This is a genomic window from Thiomonas sp., from assembly GCF_054608695.1.
The window spans coordinates 1-20155 of record NZ_JBTRXV010000078.1; the positions used below are offsets into that span (position 1 = coordinate 1).

Sequence of the window (20155 nt, forward strand, 5' to 3'; positions counted from 1 at the left end):
TCAAGAAGGTGGCCTTGATCGCCTGCATGCGCAAGCTGATCACCCACCTCAATGCCATCACCCGGGACCACCTGAACGCTCAAAATCAGCCTCTCACTGCTTGACTTTCAACACGGTTACTCAGCCCCGGCCTGCGCCGTGATGCGCGCTGCGTCGCGCGTGGGCACAGGGGTGCCGCCGGTGGACATCACCAGGGCCTGGATCTGCCCGGCAGGCGCCTGCAGCGCTTCGACCTGCCAGGTCTGACCGTAAGGGTTGAGTGCCTGGAACCCCTGCGGCAGGAAACCCGTGGCGATCAGCATGGGCACGGTGATCGTGGCTGGCGTCGTGGTCGAGGACGCACCGAGCACGGCCGAGAAATTGGTCTGGAGGTATTGCTGCGCCGCCGAGGTCAACTGCTTGAGCTGCTGTGCGGCAACCGTCCCCAGGATGATGGTGCTGTTCTGCTGGGTCGCGGTCATCAGCGTCGGCAGCAGGATGGCCATGACGACGAGGCCGAAGATGATGGCGATGGGCATGGTGGATCCTTGGACTGGTGGTCAGGCTTGAACGCGCATGACGGTGGCGCCGGCCGGGACGTTGGGCGGCAGCGGACCCTGGTTCCCGAGTATCGGATTGACGAGATTGCCGCCTTGGCTGTAGCCGCTGGCTGGGCTGGTGACGTCAGGCGCTGGCTGGGCAGCGGCCGATGCGCCAGATCCTGCGCACCAGATCACCAATTGCCCGCCGACGATCTCCGCACCGTGCTGCAGACCGGCAGCGGTCATGCTGGCCGCGATGGGCTGCCACGCGCCGAGATAAGGCGCGATCTGGGCGTCGGTCATCGTTCCGGTGTAGCCCGGATTGGCCTGCGCGAAGGCCATCGCGGCATTGCTGTAAGCCCGCATCCACTGCGACGTCACGTCGCGCTGAACATGTCCCACTGACCGATGGCTGACCACCGTGCCGGTGTGCACCGTGGCGACAGCGACCAGCATGGCCATGACGAAGACAAGACCGTAGATCATCGCCGCCCTCCCAGACCACGCATGAGCGCGAGACGCACCATCAGAGGCCGGATTTTCTGCACCAGCTTGTCAGCCCAGCCGAACAGGCTCGACGCGGCGCAGAACGCGGCCGAGGCACCCCACATCCCCGACATGCCGGGATCGGCTCCACGCCAACACCACATGGCTGCTGCGGCGCACAGCACACACAGGGCGGCATCCATCTTCTGCAAGAGCGTCATGTCGCCGCACCCACGAGCATCAGGTTCCTCTGACGCTCGATGTCCATGTTCAGCGCGGCGACATTGCCGTCGCGCACCTTCATCCGCGTCGGCTCGTCGTCCAGGAAAATCGATTCCGCCTTGAGCACCCGTTCCGGGCCTGCGGCCGCCGACAGCTTGTGCTCCAGGCGCAAGGCCACCACGGCGCGCAAGCTGCTGGCGATCTGGCCGTTCCCGGCGAGCAGGCCAATCTTGCTGATGGCCTGAATGATGTTGTCGGCGTGGATCGTGGCGATCACCAGCAGCCCGGAGTTCGCGGCGAGACAGGCGGCGTGAGCGGCCTCTTCCTCGCGGACTTCGCCGATGTACAGGATGTCGGCCGAGGAGCGCAGCGTGTCCATGAGGACGCGCTTCACGTCGCGGTCATCCTCGATCTCTTCCTGGTAGCACTGCCCCTTGCCGTGCGGGCCCTGCAGGTTGTACTCGACCGGGTTCTCGGCGGTCCATGCAAAGCCGCCGATCTGCTCCAGGCGATCGACCATCATCGACGAGGCCGCCGTGGTCTTGCCCGATCCCGGGCTGCCCGCGAACAGCACCATGCCACCGCGCAACCCGGGCTGGCGTAGCTTGCGCATCAGCGGCGCCGACAGGCCCAATGCCTCGAAGGCGCGCAACTCCCTATCAATGCGCCGGGCGACGAACACCGGGCCGGCTGGCGTATCCCTGCGCTGCACGCGCAGGATCATGGGCGGGGTGCCCCAGGCCATGCGAAATCGACTGATCTGATGGTTCAGCATGGACGCGCGCAACGCGTCGACCTCCTGCCAGAGTTCCCCGGGGACCGGACAGAGTTCAAGGCTGTCGCCCACCCGCTTGAAGCGGGATCCTGCGGCGTCCAGGTCGACAGCGATGTCGGCAAAGCGAAGGCTGCAGAGGCTCACTGCGATGTCTTCAGAAATTTGAAATCCACGATGTTGTTCGACCCGAACGTGCAGTTCTGCTGCGCGGCCGCCGGACTCACGGCGCCGCCAGCCGGATTGAGCATTACGGGGCTCGGCGAACTCAGGTTCCAGACATAAACCTGCCAGGCCGGGATACCTGTTGCAATCTGCACGCACGAGGCATTGCTCGGCACTGCCAGCGCGACATTGAAGTCAGGAGGCGGGCCGGCGTCCGGCCAGACGGTGATGCCGCCACCGAACGGATTCGTCACGTTCTGCCCACCGGTGCAGCTCTGCAGGAACACATGGGCCGAACAGGCCACGGTGTTGCTCAGGTTGCTGTAATCCACGTTATTCGCATAGAGAGACTGGATGTTCGAGACGATCGTGCCAACCTGCTGCTGGGCGCTCGAGACATCGCCGCCGGCCTGCAATTGCCGCCCGCTGGACAACCCGCTGATCACGATCAGCGCAATCACCAGCAGCACAAAGATCATCATGATGGGCATGGCCGTCCCCTTTTGCGAACACCCCGGTCAGCACCGGAGTCTGGGTGATCAACTCGACTTGTCGAACACGAACGCCACGGATCCGTTCGTGGCGGGGCAGGACGTCGCGGCCTGAGCGGGCGTGACCGACGCCCCGCTTGAGGCCACCAGCGAACCACCGCCAAGGAAGGACCCCACCGAGGGGCTGGACCCGATGTAGATCGACTGCGCGGTCATGCCCGTGGCCAGGCCCTGGCAATCTTTGGAGGCCAGTCCGTCGTATTCGATGACGAACCCCGGATTGGGCGTCAGGCCCGCCGCACCGGCGTCGCCAATCTGGACTGGCCCGCCGAACGGACCGGCGGCCGTGGTCGTGCTCGTCACCATGTTCTGCGGCAGCACCCCGCCAGCAATGGCGCTGGCCGTGGTCAGGCCGGAGAACGCGCCCTGCTGCGCGTACAGCGACTCGATCTGGGAGGACATCGTGCCGATCTGGGTTTCGGCGGTCGAGAGGTTCCCGCTCGACTGCACCTGGCGTCCGCTGAACAGACCGGTGATCACGATCAACGCGATCACCAGCAACACGAAAATCATCATGATGGGCATGGCAAAACTCCTTGGAGGTTGAAGACTGGCTTGAGATCAGTGAGACGAAGCAATGGCGGTTTGCAAGGCATTCATGCCGAGCACGACCAGGACGATGACGAGGTTGATGCTGATGTTGAACACCGCGCCGAAGGCCTTGATGGACGCGATGATTTTTTCCTCGGACTGCTGCAGCCACTCGTCGCCGAGCTTGCGCACCAGTTCCGGGAAATCCTTGAAGCGGCTGAACGCCTGGATGTCCTCGATCAGGACGACATCCGGAAAGCCGTAGCCGGTGTCCGTCAGCGCCTGGCCGATCTCGCGGCCGTTGACCACATGCACGGCGGCGTCTTCCAGCCGGCGCTTCAGCCATGGCGGCGCAAACTGCGCCTGCATGCGCAGCGCCTGCACCACCGGCACGCCCGCCTTGAGCAGATTCGAGAAGCCGACCACCCAGCCAGCCCCCTGAATGACGCGGTAGATGCTCCAGGGCGGCACCTTGTCGAAATACCGGCGCCATCCGCCCGACCACCGGCTCATGGTGCCCAGCGTCACCACCCAGAACACGATGAAGGCGGCAAGCGCCCACCCGGCGGCTCCACTGGTGGCAAACCACCCCATCGGAATGAGTGGCCTGGCTGCCGAGGGCCAGCGGGCCACGGGAAGCGCCTGCTCCATGGCGGGCACCATCTGCGTCCCGATGACATAGACGAGGTAGAACCCAACCCCGCCGAACATCAGGGGATCGAACAGTTCGGCGATGATCTTGGCGCGCAGGCGCTTGACCACCTTGCCGGACTCGATGGAGACGCGCAGGACCTCGGGCAACTGCCCGGACACCTCGCCGGCGCCGATCAGCGCCAGATCGCCCCGTGGCGCCCAGTCGGCGATCGCCTGCGTGAAGGACTTGCCGTTCTGGATCTTCGTGGCGATATCCGACAGCGCGAGGACCTCCGGATCCCCGCGCCAGGCACCGAACCGGCGCTGCGCCCGGTCCAGCAGCAGCTTGACCGCCTGTGCCATCGGCATGCCGTTTTCGACCATGGCCGCGATGCGGCGGTAGAACGCCTCGCGTTTCTTGCTGCCCCAGGTCATGCGGGCCAGCGCCATCCAGAATGTGTCGAGCTTGTCCATTACACGTCTTCTGCCGTGAGTTGCCGCAGGGTCGGCGCAGGCGGCTCGATCGGCCTCAGGACCTCGACGAGCGAGCGGGGGTCGACACGCCCATCCAGAATCTTGAGCACCCCGTGGGTCATCATGTCGGTCTCAAAGTCGGCGCGCTTCATGTAGTCGGTGCGCGAGCGCATCGGGCTGTGCTCGATCATGGAGAGCAGCAGATCCACGTCGGTTGGAATGACCTGCGCCACCACGGTTCTTCCCTTGAAGCCGCCGCGGCAATGCGCACATCCGGCACCGCGCAGCCGCACGCCGGATGCGAACGGGGCCAGCGGCAGCCAGGCGCGCAGATTGCGCGTGTCTTCTTCGGGCAGGTGCGCGATCGGACCGCCATCCCATGGCACGCTGCAATGCGGGCACAGGGTCTTGGTCAGGCGCTGGGCAATCAGCGAAGACAGCAGCTTGGGGTCGGTCAGGAAGAATCCGTCGATTCCCATGGCAATCAGGCGCTGTGGAATCATGAAGGGGTCGGACACGTGCAGCGTGGTCCAGACCTGGTGTCCGGTGAGGGCTGCGTTGATCGCCTCCCTGGCGGTCTCCAGGCCGCGGATCTCGCCCACCATGATGATGTCCGGATCCTGCCGCAGCGCCGTCTTGAGCTTGCCGGCGAAAGCCGCCGACTTCTCCTCATCGGTGTTCGCATTGGCGATGCGGTACTGCCACACGTTCGGATGCTTGAACTCGAACTCGACCGGATCCTCGATGGTGATGATGCGCACGCCGTCGCGCACTTCCAGGATGGTCATGATCTCCTGGGCGAGCGTGGTGGACTTGCCCGATCCGGTGGGCCCGGTAATCGGGTTGATGCCCTCGGTGCGACGCGCCAGCATCTGCAGCACGCGCAGTTGCCGCCTCGAATACCCCAGGCGCCCCAGGCGTTCATCACCGAAGGCATCGCTGCTTTGGGTGTAGAGCAGGCGCGCCGCCAGATTCATGCCGCTGTACAGCGGGGCGCGCGCCAGACGGATGCCGGAAAGGCCCAGTGCCTGGCCCGTCGGTCCTTTCAGGAACGCCGGGTCGATGATGATGGCGTGCTGGTCTTCGGTGTCGCGCACCGTCGCGTCGGCCACCGCGGCCATGCCCTGAAACATGGCGCGCAGCATCTGCACCCCTTCGGCTTCGGTGTGCTCACCACCCGCCGGCTCAAGGCTGCCGTTGATCCGGTACTGCACTTTGAGCCCGCCCCGGCCATCGGCCTCTCGCAGGGTCATATGGATGTCGGATGCATGGCGACCCACGGCCTCGGCGATGATGTGGCGCACGCGCCGGATGGCACTGAGATCGGCCGCATCGTTGCTGGTCTGGTTACCGCGGACCGACTCGATCTCGGCAACGGTGCATTCCTCGACGTTCAAGGGGAAACCCAGCTTGCGCCGCGCGTCATCCAGCCAGGACTGCACGGCGGGTTGACCGATGCGGCCGGCCAGCACGTACAGCGTCATCGCCTCCAGGTGCGCGAAGGAGCGCACGGTCTCCGGCAGCGGCGGCAATTCAATGTGGCGCATGCGCTCGGCAAGCGCCGCCTGCAGCTGCGCGGGGCTCACGTGGCCCGCCTCGAGCAGCACCTGCCCCAGCAGCCGCCCGGGGTTGCTGCGCTGCTCGCGAAGTGCGCCCTCCAGGACCTCGGGTGTCAGCGCGCCCTGCTGGATCAGCAGTTCTCCCAGGCGCAGCGCGTCGGCGCCCTCTTGGTCGGCAGGCCTGGCCTGGCCTGCGTGCTTCGCCGGAACGAGGACAGCATGGCAGACATGTCAGAACTCCAGGGTGCGGCGCACCCCGCCCTTGGCCAGCACGACGGTATGCGGCGCAATCGTGGCCACATGCCATCCGCCCGGCAAGGCAACCCCCGGAGCAACCTCATGCGCGCGACCGTTGCCATCGACCAGAAGCGCGGTGTACCGCCCGTTGAATCCGCTGATTTCCGTGACGCGCCAGGACGATGCACCCGCATCGTCTGCGTGCGCACCACGCAGCGTGGGAGCCCCGTACCCCTGCGCCGCCCCCGCCATCGGCATGCCCGGAAAGCCGGGCTGCGCGGCGGTGGTGGATCGCGGCTTGCCAGCATCGGCGATTTCGGCCTTGAGCTTGGCGATCTCCGCTTGCGCCTTCAACACCGGAATTTGCGCCTGCAGGCTGGAGAGCTACCTGGCGGGCGTGGCTTGCGCTCTCGCCTGCCCGGAGTATGCGAAGCATCCGCAGAGAGCGGCGGCGAACATCTGGCGGCGAAATTCACTGGACATGAGAATCTCCTGGGGGATTGCCCGTGGACATCGGAGCGGAGCTCGGCGCGGGCATGGGGTTGGCGTGAGGCATGGCGGAGGGCGCCGGCAGCGGCGGCATGCCCATGCGAGATTCGGAGACAGAGGCACCGGCTGTCTGGAATTGAGGCTGGAGTTGCGGCCGGCCGACATACAGCGAGCCTGCCAATGACCATCCCGCACCACCCCAGGCGATGCGCGTCCAGCGCAGGCCGGGCACTGCGTCGGACGGCTGCTGCATGCCGAGCGCCCAGGGCGGTGCCGGAAGCTCGATGCCGACGGACCGGATCGTCCACGGACCAGCAGGGGTCTTCTGCCGGACCACGGGCGCAGCGCCCGGGAGTCCGGCTGAAGGCGGATCAGCGGCAGGACTGGTGAGCGACAGTGACAGGCCCAGCGTTTGCGCCATGCCGCGGATGGCGCGCTCAGCCGGGTCACTGGCGAGAATGGCTCCGGCGCCCGGCGGCAGCGGTCGCGCCAGGCGCAGAGAGGTCTTGACGGTATTCCCATCGGCAGACAGCACGCCGTCCGGCGTGCGCAGATCGGTGCCGCCCATGCGGGTCCAGGTCCGGTCGACGGTGGCCTGACCACCTGGGGCCTGCACGCAATCCCAGGCGGACAGCACCCAGCCATCCTGCGCCAATGGCGTGGCGTCGAATGCCCGACCACAAGTCTGCAGGAAATCCGCGGCGGATGCCAGTTGCGTCCAGGGCAGGATGGCTGCCGCCTTCGGCACCCTGGCCGCCATGGCGGCCTGCAGCGCCTGCTGGCGTGCCAAGGCTTCCTGCCGTTGCTGGGCCACGGCTTGCTCGTGGTGATGCCAAAGCATGAATCCTGCTGCTGAAACCAGCAGCAGGGCGGCGCCGCCGACGGCAGGGGCCAGCCAGGGTCTGGCCTCACTGTCCACCACAGGGAATGACCGCTTGCTGTCCGAGATCAAGTTCAGGACCGCGCCGGCGTCGCCGTCGACGTATTCCCATCCACCGAAAGACGCATGCCGGGCCCGCGCCTCCTCAATGTCGTCGCGGTTGCCGATCACATCGCCATCGGGCAGGATTTCCTGGTTGTCGCGCACGGCGATGTACCAGTAGAGTTCGTCACCCAGATCGAAGATGCCCAGCCACGGTTCTGGCTTGGCGTCCGCCATCAGGGCACCCAGCGATTGCATCGCCGCGGCCTTGCGCCCCAGCTCGAGGGAGGCAAAGCCGGTCTGGTGGCTGCCCATGCTGGTCCGGCGCCGGCATACCCACCGGCCCCGCTCTTTCGCTGCGACGCGCAGTGCCTTGGCCGCGGGTGCGCGGTCTTCGTGCCGCCAGCGCATGCCGACGACCAGCTTGCGCTTGTCGCCCGGCAGTTGAATGACGCGGGCCGCGCTCACAGCAGTCTCGCGGAAATCACCACGGCCAGGATGCTGTCGCTGTTGGAGGCGTCCACTCCGCCGCCCAACAACGGGATTTCGGGAGAACCGACACCGTTGTTCGTGACCGAGGCACCACGCTGGCGGTAGCCGGTCAGCACCAGAGTCTGGCCGGACTTGAGCGACACCATCTGCTGGAACGTGGTCTGCGCGATACTCGGCAGCTGCAGCGAGCTGCCGCCGCTGGTGATCGTCTGGATGCCCAGCAGATCACTCAAGGTCATGTTGACGTCGAGCAGGATCTTGCCGTCGACAACCTTGGGCAGGAACGTGGCGGTGAAACCCACCGTCACCGTGCCCGATTGCAAGGCGGTCGACGATCCGCTGGTCGATGTCAGCAGGCTGGTGCTTCCCGCAAGGTAATTGACCTGCTTGGCCGCCTGGATGGCCAGCATCTGGCCGTTGCTCGTGACGCCCGACCGGGACACCACCTGCGACACGTCGCCCAGGGTGGAAAGCGCCTGCACCGCCAGACTCGAGCCTGTCAGGGGGCCGGATAGGATGTTGGCGCCAAAAGCGAACGGCGTCTGACCTCCGGTCACGGAAGGCACCGGCGCGCCGGCCACTGAAATTCCAGTGTGGCCCGAAGCGTTCTTGTACGCCAGGTTCAGACCCACGCCATAGTTGTCCTCGCGGCCTGTCTGCACGTTGTAGACATGCACGTCGACAACCACCTACTTCTGCATGTCGGCGGCGAGGCTCTTGACCCAATCAGACACGCGTTCGAGTTGCGGCGGCATGGCCGTTACCGTCAGAATGCCGAGCGATTTGTCGACATTGACAACGGCGCCGGTGCCTGCAACCGAGGCGGCAGCCTTCTGCAGCCCGGCCCAGTCATCGACGGACAACATGCCACTCATCGAGGTGCTGCCAGAGCCGCCGCTGGACGATGCGCCGGTCGCAGAGCTTGGGGCACTCGCAGTTGACCCACCGGCCATGCCGCCGGCCGCCCCCGCCATCGTTCCGCCGGTGGAGACGCCCCCCGTCGAGGAGGTCGATTTGGGCAACTCGGGCAACGTCCAGGTTCTGGTTTCCGTGTGGAAAATGTGCACTCCGTCCAGTCCGTAGCGCCACCACACGCCGAAGCGTGCGGCAACGACATCCAGGAAGCCATGAAGGCTGCCGGTGTAGGACAACCGCGTGGGACTGGAGACCGTCGCGCTGCGGTCGCCAGAAACGCCGGCTGCGCCGACTGTGGGTACGCCAAGCGCGGAGGCCACCAGGGCCGCCTGGCCGCTTGTGGGCGATGGAAAAACACCGGGCATGCCAACGGGTGCTCCCATAGGCCCGGGCGCCGCGGAGCCTCCGGCGGATGGCGCCAGCTGCTGCGCCGACGCGCTGGCTTTGGCGCCGGGCTGCGCGGACGCGTCCACCGTGACGGCAACACCGGTGTGTTGCACGATCCACGCCGCAAAGTCCTGCAGTGTCACTCCCGAAACGTCAGCGCGCTCGAACGTGACGGATTGCCTCAACGCCGGAGGCGGCGCTTTCGTCGGACGCACGACCGCGCCCATCAGCCAGGCGCCCTGATGGACCGCGACGACCGGGCGCGATGGGGGTGGATTGAGTCGGGTCACCGCCGCGGCGCGGATGGCGGATGCAGTGGCACGGGTCTGGCTGATGGAGGCGCAGCCGGACAGAAGCGTGCTGGCCACAGCGACGGCCAGCAGGGACATGTGAATCGCGGTGCGTTTCATGGGGATGGATCCTTCTGCAGTGCGGCGCTCAGGCGCCGGACCATGCGAGTGCGATATTGATGAGCCAGCAAGGGGGTGTGGCTGTGATACCAACCGAGCGCCGTCCAGAGGTCGCCCCCCGCCTGCTGGCGGTACAGCGCCAGAATTCCTGCCGCGACCGTGACATTGAGGCAACCGTCGTTGGCGACCAAGGCCGGAGTGATGCCGTGAGCGCGCAGCTTCCGGAGCCACAGCGTGTTGATCTGCGCCGGTCCGAGGTCGTAGCTGCCGTTGGCGTTGCGCCTCCACAGGCCCGGCTTGCCGCCCTCATTGATGAGGATGCCCGCCAGCGCACCCGGCGGCAGGCCAAAGCGCTGCGCGGCCTGCACCGTGCACTGCACGGTGGGTGCCGTTGTCGGAACGAAAGGAGCCGCGACGGCAGGCATGTCAGGCCCCCTGCCCTGCGGCATGCACCACCAGGGTCTTGTTCGCGGTGTAGACATCGGCGCGGATGTCGGCGCCGTTGGCGGCCAGCGCCTGAATGACCTGCGTCGCCGCTGCCCTGAAATCGCCCTGGAACTGCACGGTGTTGGGCACCAGCCAGTCCTGGGGAACATTCCAGACAACCTTCCAGCCCGAGGCATGTGCCCAGGCGTCCAGGCCGACGCTGATGGCCTGGTTCGCCTTGAGGGTCCACAGCGGAATCGGTTTGAACGCCGGGATGCTTTTCATTGCAGCAGGCACCGCGGTCGGCACGCTTGGGTGTTGCGGCACAACGGTTTGTTGGGGTGCAGTGGCTTCGGGAAGCGATTCCGCCATGGGCGCAATGCGCAGCGTCTTGCCATCCAGGTGTGCCTGCAATCCCATCCGTCGCAACATGGACTGCAGCGCGTCCCAGCGGGTGCCGACGGCCCAATGCACAGGCGCATTCAGGTTGGCAGCCAGAACCTCCAGTTGCAGAATCGGTGCAAGGCGCGGCGGCATGAGGATCTGAATCGCGTCGATCAGGTGCACGGCCCGCGTCGGCATCGCGGGCGCCGGCATCGACCACCCTTCGCCACGAGACGCAATGCTGGGTGCGGGTTGCATCGTGGGAAACTGCGCGGTCGCCCGGGGTTCAGGCAAGGTCAGCGTTGCGGGCGCTGCTGCGGCTGGCATCCCAGGAGAGCTGGCCTGCGCCGGCGCAGCGGGAAGTCCAATCGTGACGCGATGAATGCGCGGCAGGCGAAAGATCAGCAGCACGTGCGCTGGCGCGTTGAAGCGCACACCCAGACCGGCCGACTCGGCGGCCTGGCGCAGTTGCTGTTCCCAATCGCCCTGCTCTCCCCACGACAGCCGCGTGTCCGTGGGGATGCTGTTGTCGACATTGATCTCATACGGCTGCGGCACGATGAGCGCCAATGCCGTCAGCAACCCCGCAGACTGGGCCTGCCCCGGCAGAACATCTGCCATTGCAGCCGGCAGACTGCAGACGAGTGCGGTCGCCACCGCCAGTTTGAACAAAGGTCGTTGCATGAAAGCGTCCTTGGTAAGGGGTCTCGTGACCCTTACTGGCTTTCGGCTGGGCGTTGCACGGGGTCCGCGCAACACGGCAGCGAACCTGGGTATGGGGCCCATCACACTGAACGCCATCGAGGAGTGCGCACCGAAGGTGGCGGCCGTGACCATGGCGGCCATCGTCCAGCAGGAAAGCGGCGGCAATCCGTTGGCCTTGCACGACAACACCACCGGACAGTCGTACCGGCCCGCGAATCTGGCCGAGGCGGCGAGGCTGGCCCGCACGCTCATCCAGGCGGGGCACTCGGTTGATCTGGGTCTGGCGCAGATCAACAGCAGGAATCTCCCCGCCCTGGGCTTGGATGCAGCGCAGGTTTTCGATCCGTGCAGGAACCTGCACGCGGCGCAAGTCATCCTGCTGGGCGCCTGGTCGCAATCAGGGGGGTCGCTGCGCGGTGCCTTGTCGGCTTACAACACGGGAAACACAACCGGAATTGCTGGAGCGCGCTACAGCGCGCGGGTCTACGCGCAGGCCGGCGTCGTTGTCCCTGCCATTCCAGGCGGCCGGCTGGCACGATGGGCGGTGGACGGCGTTCCCGCTCCACGCCCTGACCTTCCACCGATTCGGCCCCGCATCACCTGGACGCCCCAGGCCAGCCCGCTGGCGCCGAGCGCGACAGGGCTAAAGGTCCAATGGTGATGCCTGAATACAGCGCTATTCGGGTGCTGCCGCCCGTAAAGAGCCGCGGTCTCTGTCTGCAAGCTGGTAGAGGCGGGGCGCAGCGTCTTTGCAGTCACCGCGTTCGGCGGTTCCACATCCCGCTGGGGCGCCTCTACATCTTCGTCGGGCCGCTCAATCAACGCATCGCGCCTGCCATACTGACAGGCCTGCGGGCTGGGTGATTTTCGATGTGACCCATCTATCTGGCACAAAGAACAGATAGTCAAAAATGTACTCGCACACCCCCGCCCCTAAAGAGAGGCGCTGACATCGACCGCGACCTGCGAACTGATCTGCCGTCGCACCTGTTCGTAGACTGGGAGAGCAACCCCTTCAGCCACCTCCAGTGAGACGCACAGCGCGAACTCGACCGGATCATGTAGACGCCCCGCATCCGCAACACAGTTCACACGCACAACTAAGTGCTGCCCTGGCACGACCGGCACAGCGCCTTCTCCCTCGAAGGTCTCATGCTGCAAAGTACCCAGCTGGATCTGGCGCGCCTCCCCTTCCAGGCGCTGCAAACGCAAGAGGTCAGTTGGCAGGTCCACCCACAGCCTTGCCGTGCGGTACTTGGAATGTCTCGGATTCGGTGGCGTAAACCACGCCAATGTAACCGTCAGACGCCGCCTGACAAGCGTTGCGTTCAGACACTCCGGGATGGGCACGTGGAATTCCAAGGCTTTGTCATTGCGCAGTTCACCCACACCGAGCATGGTCGCGCGCTGCTCCGTGCAGGTCAGCGCCCGCCGCACATCGGCCACCCCATAGCCAGCGTAGCGACTCACGAGACGACGCTGTGCATGCCAGTGGTCGACATCCGGACTCGCCGCCAGCACATGCTCCTCAATGCCTCCGAGGTTAGCGCCATGCGCCAGCAACGCTTTGATCAACACGGCGTCGTAGTGCCGCGGAAGTCCACTTGGATTTCCAGCGCGCAGCGATTCCAGAACGTCGAACGCCTGTGCAGCCCACCGTGTCGCAAGAGCTGCCGAATTGCTGGTCCCACGCGTGTAGACCGTGTCTCCCGCGGCATCTGGAGGTGATGCCACCCGTTGGCCCGGTGACTGCGGCGTGTGCCAGACGCCTCTCACGTGACTCTCATTTGCCGGAGAAACGGGATGCTCCCGGTAAATCACACGTCCGCCAGGCAGCAGAACTTCAGGCTTGATCGCCCGTCGGAACCCAGGCCCAATGCATGAGTAAGGAGCAACACCCTGCTCCGGAAACAAAACATAGCGCCCAGGAACAGCCACAAAGGTCGATCCGTCGCTGTAGCTAGCCCCGACGGTCAGGGCGTTGACCGACTCAGCGGGTGCCAAAAGGCGGCGATGCAGATCCTGTTGCACCAATGCCTGCATCGCCGCTGTCGCCTGCTCCTCAGGGGACAGGGTGCGAAGTGAATCACGTGCCACATTCAGGACGAGATCGTCGGCCCGATTGCCACTGCTGACGATGAACAGCACCTTGTATTTATGCGCCAGCCAGTCCAGCAGCCTCGCCCAGGGAGACAGTTCTCCCGCAAACGGGCGATATCGATCACCTACTGATAGGTTGATGACCCGCACAGTCGGAGCAATCGGCGGCACATCAGGCGTACCTTCGAACATGCGTCGCACAGCCACATGCACGAGATCCACCAGCAAACGGTCATCAGGCGTGCACTCCTCTCGAGGATTGCTAGCACGATGTGGGCGCATGATCGGGCGCGCGTAGATGGGCGCTCCCAAAGCAGATCCACCGCCATCAAGCTCACCCCAGGCGATGAGAGACGCTATGGCAGTGCCATGCACTCGCTCCGCCGCCGGATAATCGCTGGCCCATTGATCGGGGTCGTCGACGATCAACCTCCCCTGCAAACGCGGGTGGTTGGCCATCGGGAGCCCGTCCAACATGGCAACTATGGGGTTGCCCGAAGTCCGCTGCGTGGGCACTGCTACGTCAGGCAGTCTAGGTTCGGCGTCGTTCACCCGCGCCGCTGCCTGCCCTCGGGGACGCAGGAACATCACCCGTTCGGATCTCAGCAGCGGCGCCGGCGTGGTGGCGTCGAGTAACTGTTGGACGCCCTGGGCAGGCACGTCGACGAGGAACCCCAGGTAAGCAATGTCAGGAATCAGCCGCTCGTCGAGAACTCGACCGCCGAGTTCAGCGACCAATGCCCGCACCTCGGCCGAAGACGACGCATTCTTTGCAGTGGAGCCGAAGCACCAGGCTTCGATTTCGAACCTCAGGGAGGTTACCCCGTTTTCCAACCGAAATTGCCAAGCTTGCCGAAGGTTCTGATCGAGGCGATCTTGAGGCCCCCAAAACCGCACATCTTTCAAGTGCTGGAATAGGCCCTTCCAGGCACTCAGACCGTTACCGAGACTGCCCGATGGCGCCTCTCTGTAGAGTTCCCACAATCGCACGACGTCGTCGAGCGATTGCCGATTGCTCCCCATGAGAAACAGCTTACAGCCCAGCGGCTTAGCTGGGTCGGCGGAGGAATAGAAGTCGCTATCGGGCTCAATCTGTGTCTCGATCATGCCGGCCAGCCATTCGAGACCGGGAAGTCGTTCCGCTGAGGAAATGAAATCGTTGACAGCTCCGACGGTCTCGAAAACCACCACGAGGTCCGGATCACTGTTGTGCGCCGTGGCCTGAAGCTCGAGGCGGCGCGCCTCAAAGGCATCCCGAAGAGACTGGAATCGAGGCGTCAGTCGTTCGACCTGCCTTGCATGACCCGGGACATGCAATTGGAGATGAGTTGGGGTACCTCCTTGCCGCTCGACCGGCGAGGGTCGGGGAAAAATCAGAAGGGGCAAGTGCCCTGCGTTGTCCCCTACCAAGGCTTACCGCTCAGAGGCGTCGTCGACTGAAGCACGCAGCTTCCATTGCGCAATGCGATCCGCGATGATCGCCTTGATATCGCCCGAGGGCAGTGCCAGGACATAGCGGCGGTGGACGTCCTCGCAGAACTGCTCCAGATCGGAAAAACTGCTCACCTTGAGGCGACTTGCCAACGTCTTGGGTGCTATGCCGAGCGGCACATCGAGCCGTTGGCGGAACCGCTCGAACCACTGAGTGCGCTGAGCTAGCGTTGGCGCCGGCAAAGTCAGGCGCAACTGGAACCGCCGCCAAACCGCTCGGTCCAGAAGTTCGGCGTGGTTGGTGGCCGTCACCACGACCACATGGCTGGGTAGTCCGTCAATCTGCAAGAGCAGCGAACTGACGACCCGCTTGATCTCACCTGTTTCGTGCGTGTCCCCTCGCTCCTTGCCCAGTGTGTCGAACTCGTCGAAGAAGAGCACGCAGTGGTGCGTTCGGGCAAAGTCGAAAAGCCGCTTCAGCCGTCCGCTGGTCTCGCCGAGAAAACTCCCGACCACTGCTTCGTAGCGCACCACGAATAGAGGCACCATCAACTCATATGCCAAGCCCTCTGCCAAGGTCGTCTTGCCGTTGCCCGGAGGGCCCGACAACAGCACCCGGTGGCGCGGCTCAAGCCCATAGGAACGCAGCAAATCCTGGCGCTGCTGTTCTTCCACCAGTTCCCGGGCCGCAACCCTCACCTCATCAGCAAGGAGGATCGATTCCAGGCTCCGCGTGGGCTGGATCTCATAAAGCAACCCCCCATGCCCACCATCGAAGGTGCGAACGATCTCCGGAGCTTTCTGGGGCGCCGCTACCGCGCGCAAGTTCTCCTCCAGCCTGTCAGCCAGCAAGGTGTGACGCTTGGCGCGCTCCTCCGCAGCGATGGCCTCCACAGTCGACCGGAACATTTTCTGATCGCCTTGCGTGCCAGCGCGCACGAGGTTGACGATGAGATCAGCTCTTGGCACGTTATTCAATGGGCAAATGTTGTCTGAGTATACGGGGATGACATCCCTGCGGCTGTCCAACTGAACGACTCCTCCTGAGTGTTAGCGAAATACCGCATCAAGCCGCTCGATCAGTCCTGACCGACACGCCCAGCAGTTGGGCTGTAGCCACCAGGGCGTCCCGACGCTTGCGCCAACCGGTGGCCCGATGGCGACCCATCGCCTGGGCTGTTTGACCACCAGCCGCGCCGGCGGCGAGGCAAAGCTCCAGTGCCGTCCGGGGATCGGCGCGGCGAGCTGCAGCGACCGCCGCGCAGCGCACCTGTTCGTCCTCCCGCTCCGCCTCACGCGCCAGGAGAATCGACAAAGGGTTGGCGTCTTCGTCGCGAGCCGCTGAAAGATGACTGCCCTCCGGCTCCTCGTCCTCGGTGGTGTTGTCAGAGCGAAACTGGGATTCGCGCTCCGCGAAGCCCCAAAGCTTGCCGAACACGTACTGCTCGAGGGTTCCGAGAAGCGGGTCGAAGGTGCTTTGCCCTGCTGCGATTTCCGAACAGATCATCAGGGCCTGCTGGTGCACATCCTCGATGTCGGTCCTGGCGGACCTTGCAACCCGCTGCAAACCCTCTTCGTCAAGCGATTGGAAAAGGGTAATGGCATCCATGCCTTGCGCGCTCATGGCCGGCCTCCTGCGAAACCGCTGATGACCTGGATCAGGTCTTGCTGGACCGCGGCCAGCGCAGTGCGGATCGCGTCAGGAATACCGTCCGTGCCGGGCACCCACTCGGCGATCTGCTGGAGTTGAGCCTCCCTCTCAGGAACCAGGACGCGCGCCAACCATAGTGGGAGCGCCACGGTGATGGTCTCTTCGGCACCCTGCCACTCAGTGCTCGCGACTCCCTGCTCATGCGCGTCGAACGGCTCCACGGACTCGCCCGGATCGCCGGCCGTCTGGGCGGTTTTCTCAGGCGCACTGCCCGCCGCATGGATCGCGGAGGATCTGTCCGGCGACGCGAATGAGCTCGCCGCCGGTTCCTGCAGCAGCCCCTGTTGTCGCGCAGACATCTGCGCTTCGTGCGCATCCAGCACCTTCTTGCAACGCTGAATCGTCAACTGCTCGCCACTTTGCAGAAGCCCATGGCGCAGATGCTCAGGGAGGCGGCAGAACGCTTCCCAAGCGCCAACCTGCGTCATGATCCCCGCCTCGTAGAAGGAACGCGCCAGGGGCTCGCGGCTGATGTCCATCATCGCCGCCACCCACTCGTCCGGCTTGCACAGCATGCGCGCCATCGCGCCGGCTGGCACGCCCAGATCGCGCAGCTGCTCGATGCCGCCCAGGTATTCCAGGAGGGACAGATCCGCTCGGTGCGCATTTTCACCGAGCTGCAACACGGTCTTGATCCGCCGTGCCTCCACCGGAAAGACGCGCGCAGGGATGGATTTCCAGCCAAGCAAAATTGCTGCGCGATACCGGCGCTCGCCGAAGATCAGATCCCAACTTCCATCGGCAGCTTGGCGCACGCCCACGGGCTGCAGCAGCCCATACAGTGCCATGCTGTCGCGCAGCTCGGCCAGGGCCTCTTCATCGAAGTAGCGCCGCGGCTGCCCGGGATCGGCCCGGATGGCCCCGAGTGGGATTTCCAGAATCTCGGTGCGACTCAGCTCGTCTTGCCCGAAATTGAGTGGTGCGGTGCATGGTTCGGTCGGATTCATCCGGTGGACTCCTTCGCAGTGGCGGGCGCGAAACGCCCGCTCGTAAAATGGGACTGAAGACGCTGCAACTGTTCTTTGATCTTCTTGGGCGCAGGCACCGACGGGCGGGCCGTCCCTGGTGCGGCACCCTGCACGCGCGAGAGCACGTTGACCTTGACCTGAGAAGCGATGAATTCGGTGCGCAACTTGCCCGCATCGGCGAGCAGCGATCCGATGTCATGGCCCTTCTCGACATACCAGCGCCCCCCATGGCCGACGTACCAAGCCGCGATGGCCGGCGCCTGTGCACCCAGGCTGCGCACGAGATCGGCGACCTGCTGGCGCGCCTTACCGTCTTGCAGGGGCTCGACTCCATAGCGAGAGCGGTACGCCGAGCCGTACTGCGTCCAGACCTGCTCGCAGAGTGCTTTGTCATCCGCGGTCAGGTGTCTGGCTTCGGGTTTTCTGGGTTCGACCTTTGTCTCAAAGAACGGGGGCGGCGAAGGCGCGTCAGCGCCTGGAGCCGCAGGCATTGTTGAGAGCACAGGAAGCTGCCGCTGCGGCGGCGTCACGCGTCACATCCGTCACGGTCGTTGCGCCGTCACGCGTCACGCTCGCCGTCACGTTCCCCCCTTCCTGTTTCGTTTCACTTTTAAAAGAAGGCGTGACGACCGTCACGTTTTGCGTCACGCTCGCCGTGACGGTTTCCGTGACGGTCGGTGTGACAGCGTCGCGCGTGACGGGCGCCGTGACGCCACCCTCCGCGGCGGCTGACCCTGCCAGCTTGGCCAGCCGTTGCCGTTCGCGATACCGTCGTGCGCGCTCTGCAGGGCTGCTGGCTCGCCGCGTTGGGGTGGCATCACTGATGGTGTGCTTGCTCTTTTCCCACGCATCGTGGGCGAATTCCGCGATCACCGGGTGATACAGGCGGCCATCGGTGCACAGGAGCCATCCGCGCATGGCAACGTCCTTGACTTTGCGCCAACGGCGCGGCGTATAACCGCCGGCCAAGTGTGCAAGCACACGATCATCGTTGGGCAGACTGGCCGCAGGAACTTGCAGCCAGGCCTTGGCATACAGCGCCATGGCGGCCTTGAACTCTTCGCCCGTGGCCATCGCGAACAGGTCAGAGTCCATCAGCCTGCCAACGTCGAGTGGCATGAAGACCATGCCACTGCTGCGCAGGTCGCAGTCCAGCGGGGTCAGCGGTTCTGCCAAATGGGGCACGACATCAGACTTGGCGCAGCGAAGACAAGCGCCGTCGAGTGCGGACAATTCATCGGGTGATGACATGTGCATGGATGCGCTCTCCCCCAACGGAAAAATCGGACATGAAAAAAAGAAGCGCCCGCCGGCCGGCATCAACCGGCGGGCGGGCGCAAACCCCATGCAGGGGCGAGGAGACAATCGGGCTGAAGGGCTGCGTGTTCAAGCGGAGACCTCTTGCGGCCCGTGGATGCGCTCCCAATCCTTGCGAGCCTTTTCGCGCTGAGCGTCGATGAAGGCGGCGAGATCACGCACATCGACCATCCAGGGCGCTTTCTGGCTGCCAGGCTGATAGGCGGGTACAGGCAGCGCCTGCCGACAGGCCCGCTTGCATGCCTCAGCGCGCGAGAGGCCGAAAAGCGGGGCGATCTTCTCCAGCGGAATTTCCGCTGAGCCGTGCTCCGCCATGAGCAGGAACATCGTGTTCATTCCGCCCTCCCCTCTTCGCTCACCTTGGCAAGATCAGAAATGGAAGGCGCGCCCTCAGTGCCCACGAGTTCCGGCCAGATCTGGTGCCAGTCGTCGGGACGGAGATCCCAGCGCACCACCGCACCGTCAGTAGCATGTTCGATCGCCAAGGCGGAGGTCACGGAAACGGGTTTGCCGCCCATCCACTGGGAGATCATCACGGGACGAACGCCGATTGCACGTGCAAGCCAGGCCGCGCGGCCGCGCTGTAGAGAAACATAGGTGCGTAGCTTCATGCCGCATACTTTAGCGTAACGCTAATATAACGGTCAATAGCGTTACGCGAATTCCAAAATTTTACGCAGCGCTATCGAATGTCCCCATGGCAACAAATGATGAAATCCGCCGGCAGAACCTTGCTTTGCTCATCGCCGAGCACGGCACGGCAGCCTTACTCGCAGCCGTACTTGAGCGAACACCAGCCCAAATCAGCCAATGGCTGAATCAGTCGAAAGACTCGAAGACGGGAAAGCCACGCGGGATGCGTCCAGACTCTGCCCGCTACATCGAAAAGCGCTGCGGCAAAGACAGGGGGTGGATGGATGAACCGCACCCCACGCCTGATGAAACGGGCAAGCGCTTTGTTGTGCTTCCCGGCTTCGATTTGAAGGCCGCTGCAGGCCATGGGCGTTACTTGGAAGCTCAGCAGCGCGTCGGGAGCGTGCAGGTGTGTCAGGACATCGTCATGCGCATCCTGCGCAATTCTGGCGCCGCCTTGGCCTCGCTCGCCTTGGTCACGGTGGCCGGAGACTCGATGGAGCCGACCATCCGTGACGGCGATATCGTCGTCATCGACAGGTCAGTTCAGACCATTGAACGCGATGGTGTCTACCTCTTCACATTCGGCCAGGAAACCTTCATCAAACGCATTCAGCGCATGCCCAAGACCCTGTCCGTCAACTCAGACAACGAGCTCTACAAATCCTGGGAGATCAACCCGAATGAAGCTACTGAACTCCATGTCCATGGTCG

At 64.6% G+C, this 20155-nt stretch carries 24 protein-coding genes and 1 pseudogene; 3 read left to right on the forward strand and 22 right to left on the reverse strand.

Annotated features, from left to right (window positions below):
* A pseudogene (locus ACYCUK_RS18680) lies at nucleotides 1-104 on the forward strand (IS110-like element ISCARN26 family transposase); the annotation flags it as partial.
* Between the two features lie 12 nt (nucleotides 105-116).
* Here ACYCUK_RS18680 and pilV read toward each other — a convergent pair.
* The 14 genes from pilV to ACYCUK_RS18750 all read right to left on the reverse strand — a co-directional run bounded on the left by pilV (nucleotide 117) and on the right by ACYCUK_RS18750 (nucleotide 11260).
* Nucleotides 117-518 carry a shufflon system plasmid conjugative transfer pilus tip adhesin PilV gene (gene pilV, locus ACYCUK_RS18685; protein ID WP_461596168.1) on the reverse strand — a complete coding sequence of 134 codons (402 nt, stop codon included), beginning with the start codon at nucleotides 516-518 and terminating at the stop codon, nucleotides 117-119.
* Nucleotides 519-539: 21 nt separating this feature from the next.
* Nucleotides 540-1007, reverse strand: coding sequence for a hypothetical protein (locus tag ACYCUK_RS18690; RefSeq protein ID WP_461596169.1), 468 nt, complete (start codon nucleotides 1005-1007; stop codon nucleotides 540-542).
* Nucleotides 1004-1228 carry a hypothetical protein gene (locus ACYCUK_RS18695; protein ID WP_461596170.1) on the reverse strand — a complete coding sequence of 75 codons (225 nt, stop codon included), beginning with the start codon at nucleotides 1226-1228 and terminating at the stop codon, nucleotides 1004-1006. The genes ACYCUK_RS18690 and ACYCUK_RS18695 overlap by 4 nt, the downstream gene beginning before the upstream one ends.
* Complete coding sequence (locus ACYCUK_RS18700; RefSeq protein ID WP_461596171.1) at nucleotides 1225-2148, reverse strand: ATPase, T2SS/T4P/T4SS family; 924 nt, start codon at nucleotides 2146-2148, stop codon at nucleotides 1225-1227. Before ACYCUK_RS18700 ends, ACYCUK_RS18695 begins: the two co-directional genes overlap by 4 nt.
* The gene (locus ACYCUK_RS18705) at nucleotides 2145-2657 is read right to left on the reverse strand and encodes a type 4 pilus major pilin (protein ID WP_461596172.1); all 513 of its coding nucleotides are present in this window, start codon (nucleotides 2655-2657) and stop codon (nucleotides 2145-2147) included. The genes ACYCUK_RS18700 and ACYCUK_RS18705 overlap by 4 nt, the downstream gene beginning before the upstream one ends.
* Before the next feature lie 48 nt (nucleotides 2658-2705).
* Entirely contained in the window at nucleotides 2706-3242 is a 537-nt protein-coding gene (locus ACYCUK_RS18710; RefSeq protein ID WP_461596173.1) for a type 4 pilus major pilin, read from the reverse strand.
* 36 nt (nucleotides 3243-3278) lie between these two features.
* The gene (locus tag ACYCUK_RS18715) at nucleotides 3279-4355 is read right to left on the reverse strand and encodes a type II secretion system F family protein (RefSeq protein WP_461596174.1); all 1077 of its coding nucleotides are present in this window, start codon (nucleotides 4353-4355) and stop codon (nucleotides 3279-3281) included.
* Nucleotides 4355-5941 carry a GspE/PulE family protein gene (locus ACYCUK_RS18720; protein WP_461596175.1) on the reverse strand — a complete coding sequence of 529 codons (1587 nt, stop codon included), beginning with the start codon at nucleotides 5939-5941 and terminating at the stop codon, nucleotides 4355-4357. The genes ACYCUK_RS18715 and ACYCUK_RS18720 overlap by 1 nt, the downstream gene beginning before the upstream one ends.
* A gap of 204 nt (nucleotides 5942-6145) precedes the next feature.
* The gene (gene pilP, locus ACYCUK_RS18725; RefSeq protein ID WP_461596188.1) at nucleotides 6146-6526 is read right to left on the reverse strand and encodes a type IV pilus biogenesis protein PilP; all 381 of its coding nucleotides are present in this window, start codon (nucleotides 6524-6526) and stop codon (nucleotides 6146-6148) included.
* Between the two features lie 97 nt (nucleotides 6527-6623).
* Entirely contained in the window at nucleotides 6624-8030 is a 1407-nt protein-coding gene (pilO2, locus tag ACYCUK_RS18730) for a type 4b pilus protein PilO2 (RefSeq protein WP_461596176.1), read from the reverse strand.
* Complete coding sequence (locus ACYCUK_RS18735) at nucleotides 8027-8743, reverse strand: hypothetical protein (RefSeq protein WP_461596177.1); 717 nt, start codon at nucleotides 8741-8743, stop codon at nucleotides 8027-8029. Before ACYCUK_RS18735 ends, pilO2 begins: the two co-directional genes overlap by 4 nt.
* Nucleotides 8744-9766, reverse strand: a complete 1023-nt coding sequence (locus ACYCUK_RS18740) for a hypothetical protein (RefSeq protein ID WP_461596178.1) — start codon at nucleotides 9764-9766, stop codon at nucleotides 8744-8746. It lies immediately after the preceding gene.
* Nucleotides 9763-10191 (reverse strand): lytic transglycosylase domain-containing protein, encoded by a 429-nt coding sequence (locus ACYCUK_RS18745; RefSeq protein ID WP_461596179.1) that lies wholly within the window; start codon nucleotides 10189-10191, stop codon nucleotides 9763-9765. The genes ACYCUK_RS18740 and ACYCUK_RS18745 overlap by 4 nt, the downstream gene beginning before the upstream one ends.
* A 1-nt stretch (nucleotide 10192) precedes the next feature.
* A complete protein-coding gene (locus tag ACYCUK_RS18750) occupies nucleotides 10193-11260 on the reverse strand; it encodes a toxin co-regulated pilus biosynthesis Q family protein (protein WP_461596180.1) in 1068 nt (355 codons plus the stop codon).
* 91 nt (nucleotides 11261-11351) lie between these two features.
* On the opposite strand from ACYCUK_RS18750, the gene ACYCUK_RS18755 reads away from it, so the two are divergent.
* A complete protein-coding gene (locus ACYCUK_RS18755) occupies nucleotides 11352-11942 on the forward strand; it encodes a lytic transglycosylase domain-containing protein (RefSeq protein WP_461596181.1) in 591 nt (196 codons plus the stop codon).
* Nucleotides 11943-12214: 272 nt separating this feature from the next.
* Here ACYCUK_RS18755 and ACYCUK_RS18760 read toward each other — a convergent pair whose 3' ends face one another.
* The 8 genes from ACYCUK_RS18760 to ACYCUK_RS18795 form a co-directional block, all read right to left on the reverse strand.
* Nucleotides 12215-14767: a S8 family peptidase gene (locus tag ACYCUK_RS18760; protein ID WP_461596182.1), complete on the reverse strand. Its 2553-nt coding sequence runs from the start codon at nucleotides 14765-14767 to the stop codon at nucleotides 12215-12217.
* 27 nt (nucleotides 14768-14794) lie between these two features.
* Complete coding sequence (locus tag ACYCUK_RS18765) at nucleotides 14795-15781, reverse strand: AAA family ATPase (RefSeq protein WP_461596189.1); 987 nt, start codon at nucleotides 15779-15781, stop codon at nucleotides 14795-14797.
* A 97-nt stretch (nucleotides 15782-15878) separates the two neighbouring features.
* On the reverse strand, nucleotides 15879-16436 hold the full coding sequence (locus ACYCUK_RS18770) for a hypothetical protein (RefSeq protein ID WP_461596183.1): 558 nt from the start codon (nucleotides 16434-16436) through the stop codon (nucleotides 15879-15881).
* On the reverse strand, nucleotides 16433-17470 hold the full coding sequence (locus tag ACYCUK_RS18775; RefSeq protein ID WP_461596184.1) for a ParB/RepB/Spo0J family partition protein: 1038 nt from the start codon (nucleotides 17468-17470) through the stop codon (nucleotides 16433-16435). Before ACYCUK_RS18775 ends, ACYCUK_RS18770 begins: the two co-directional genes overlap by 4 nt.
* Nucleotides 17467-18021, reverse strand: a complete 555-nt coding sequence (locus ACYCUK_RS18780; RefSeq protein WP_461596191.1) for a hypothetical protein — start codon at nucleotides 18019-18021, stop codon at nucleotides 17467-17469. Before ACYCUK_RS18780 ends, ACYCUK_RS18775 begins: the two co-directional genes overlap by 4 nt.
* Nucleotides 17960-18811, reverse strand: a complete 852-nt coding sequence (locus tag ACYCUK_RS18785) for a DUF1376 domain-containing protein (RefSeq protein WP_461596190.1) — start codon at nucleotides 18809-18811, stop codon at nucleotides 17960-17962. Before ACYCUK_RS18785 ends, ACYCUK_RS18780 begins: the two co-directional genes overlap by 62 nt.
* Nucleotides 18812-18877: 66 nt before the next feature.
* Nucleotides 18878-19144, reverse strand: a complete 267-nt coding sequence (locus ACYCUK_RS18790; protein WP_461596185.1) for a pyocin activator PrtN family protein — start codon at nucleotides 19142-19144, stop codon at nucleotides 18878-18880.
* Entirely contained in the window at nucleotides 19141-19419 is a 279-nt protein-coding gene (locus tag ACYCUK_RS18795) for a YdaS family helix-turn-helix protein (RefSeq protein WP_461596186.1), read from the reverse strand. The genes ACYCUK_RS18790 and ACYCUK_RS18795 overlap by 4 nt, the downstream gene beginning before the upstream one ends.
* 86 nt (nucleotides 19420-19505) lie before the next feature.
* Here ACYCUK_RS18795 and ACYCUK_RS18800 point away from each other — a divergent pair.
* Nucleotides 19506-20155, forward strand: a 650-nt coding sequence (locus tag ACYCUK_RS18800) for a S24 family peptidase (protein WP_461596187.1), incomplete at its 3' end; no start/stop codon positions are given.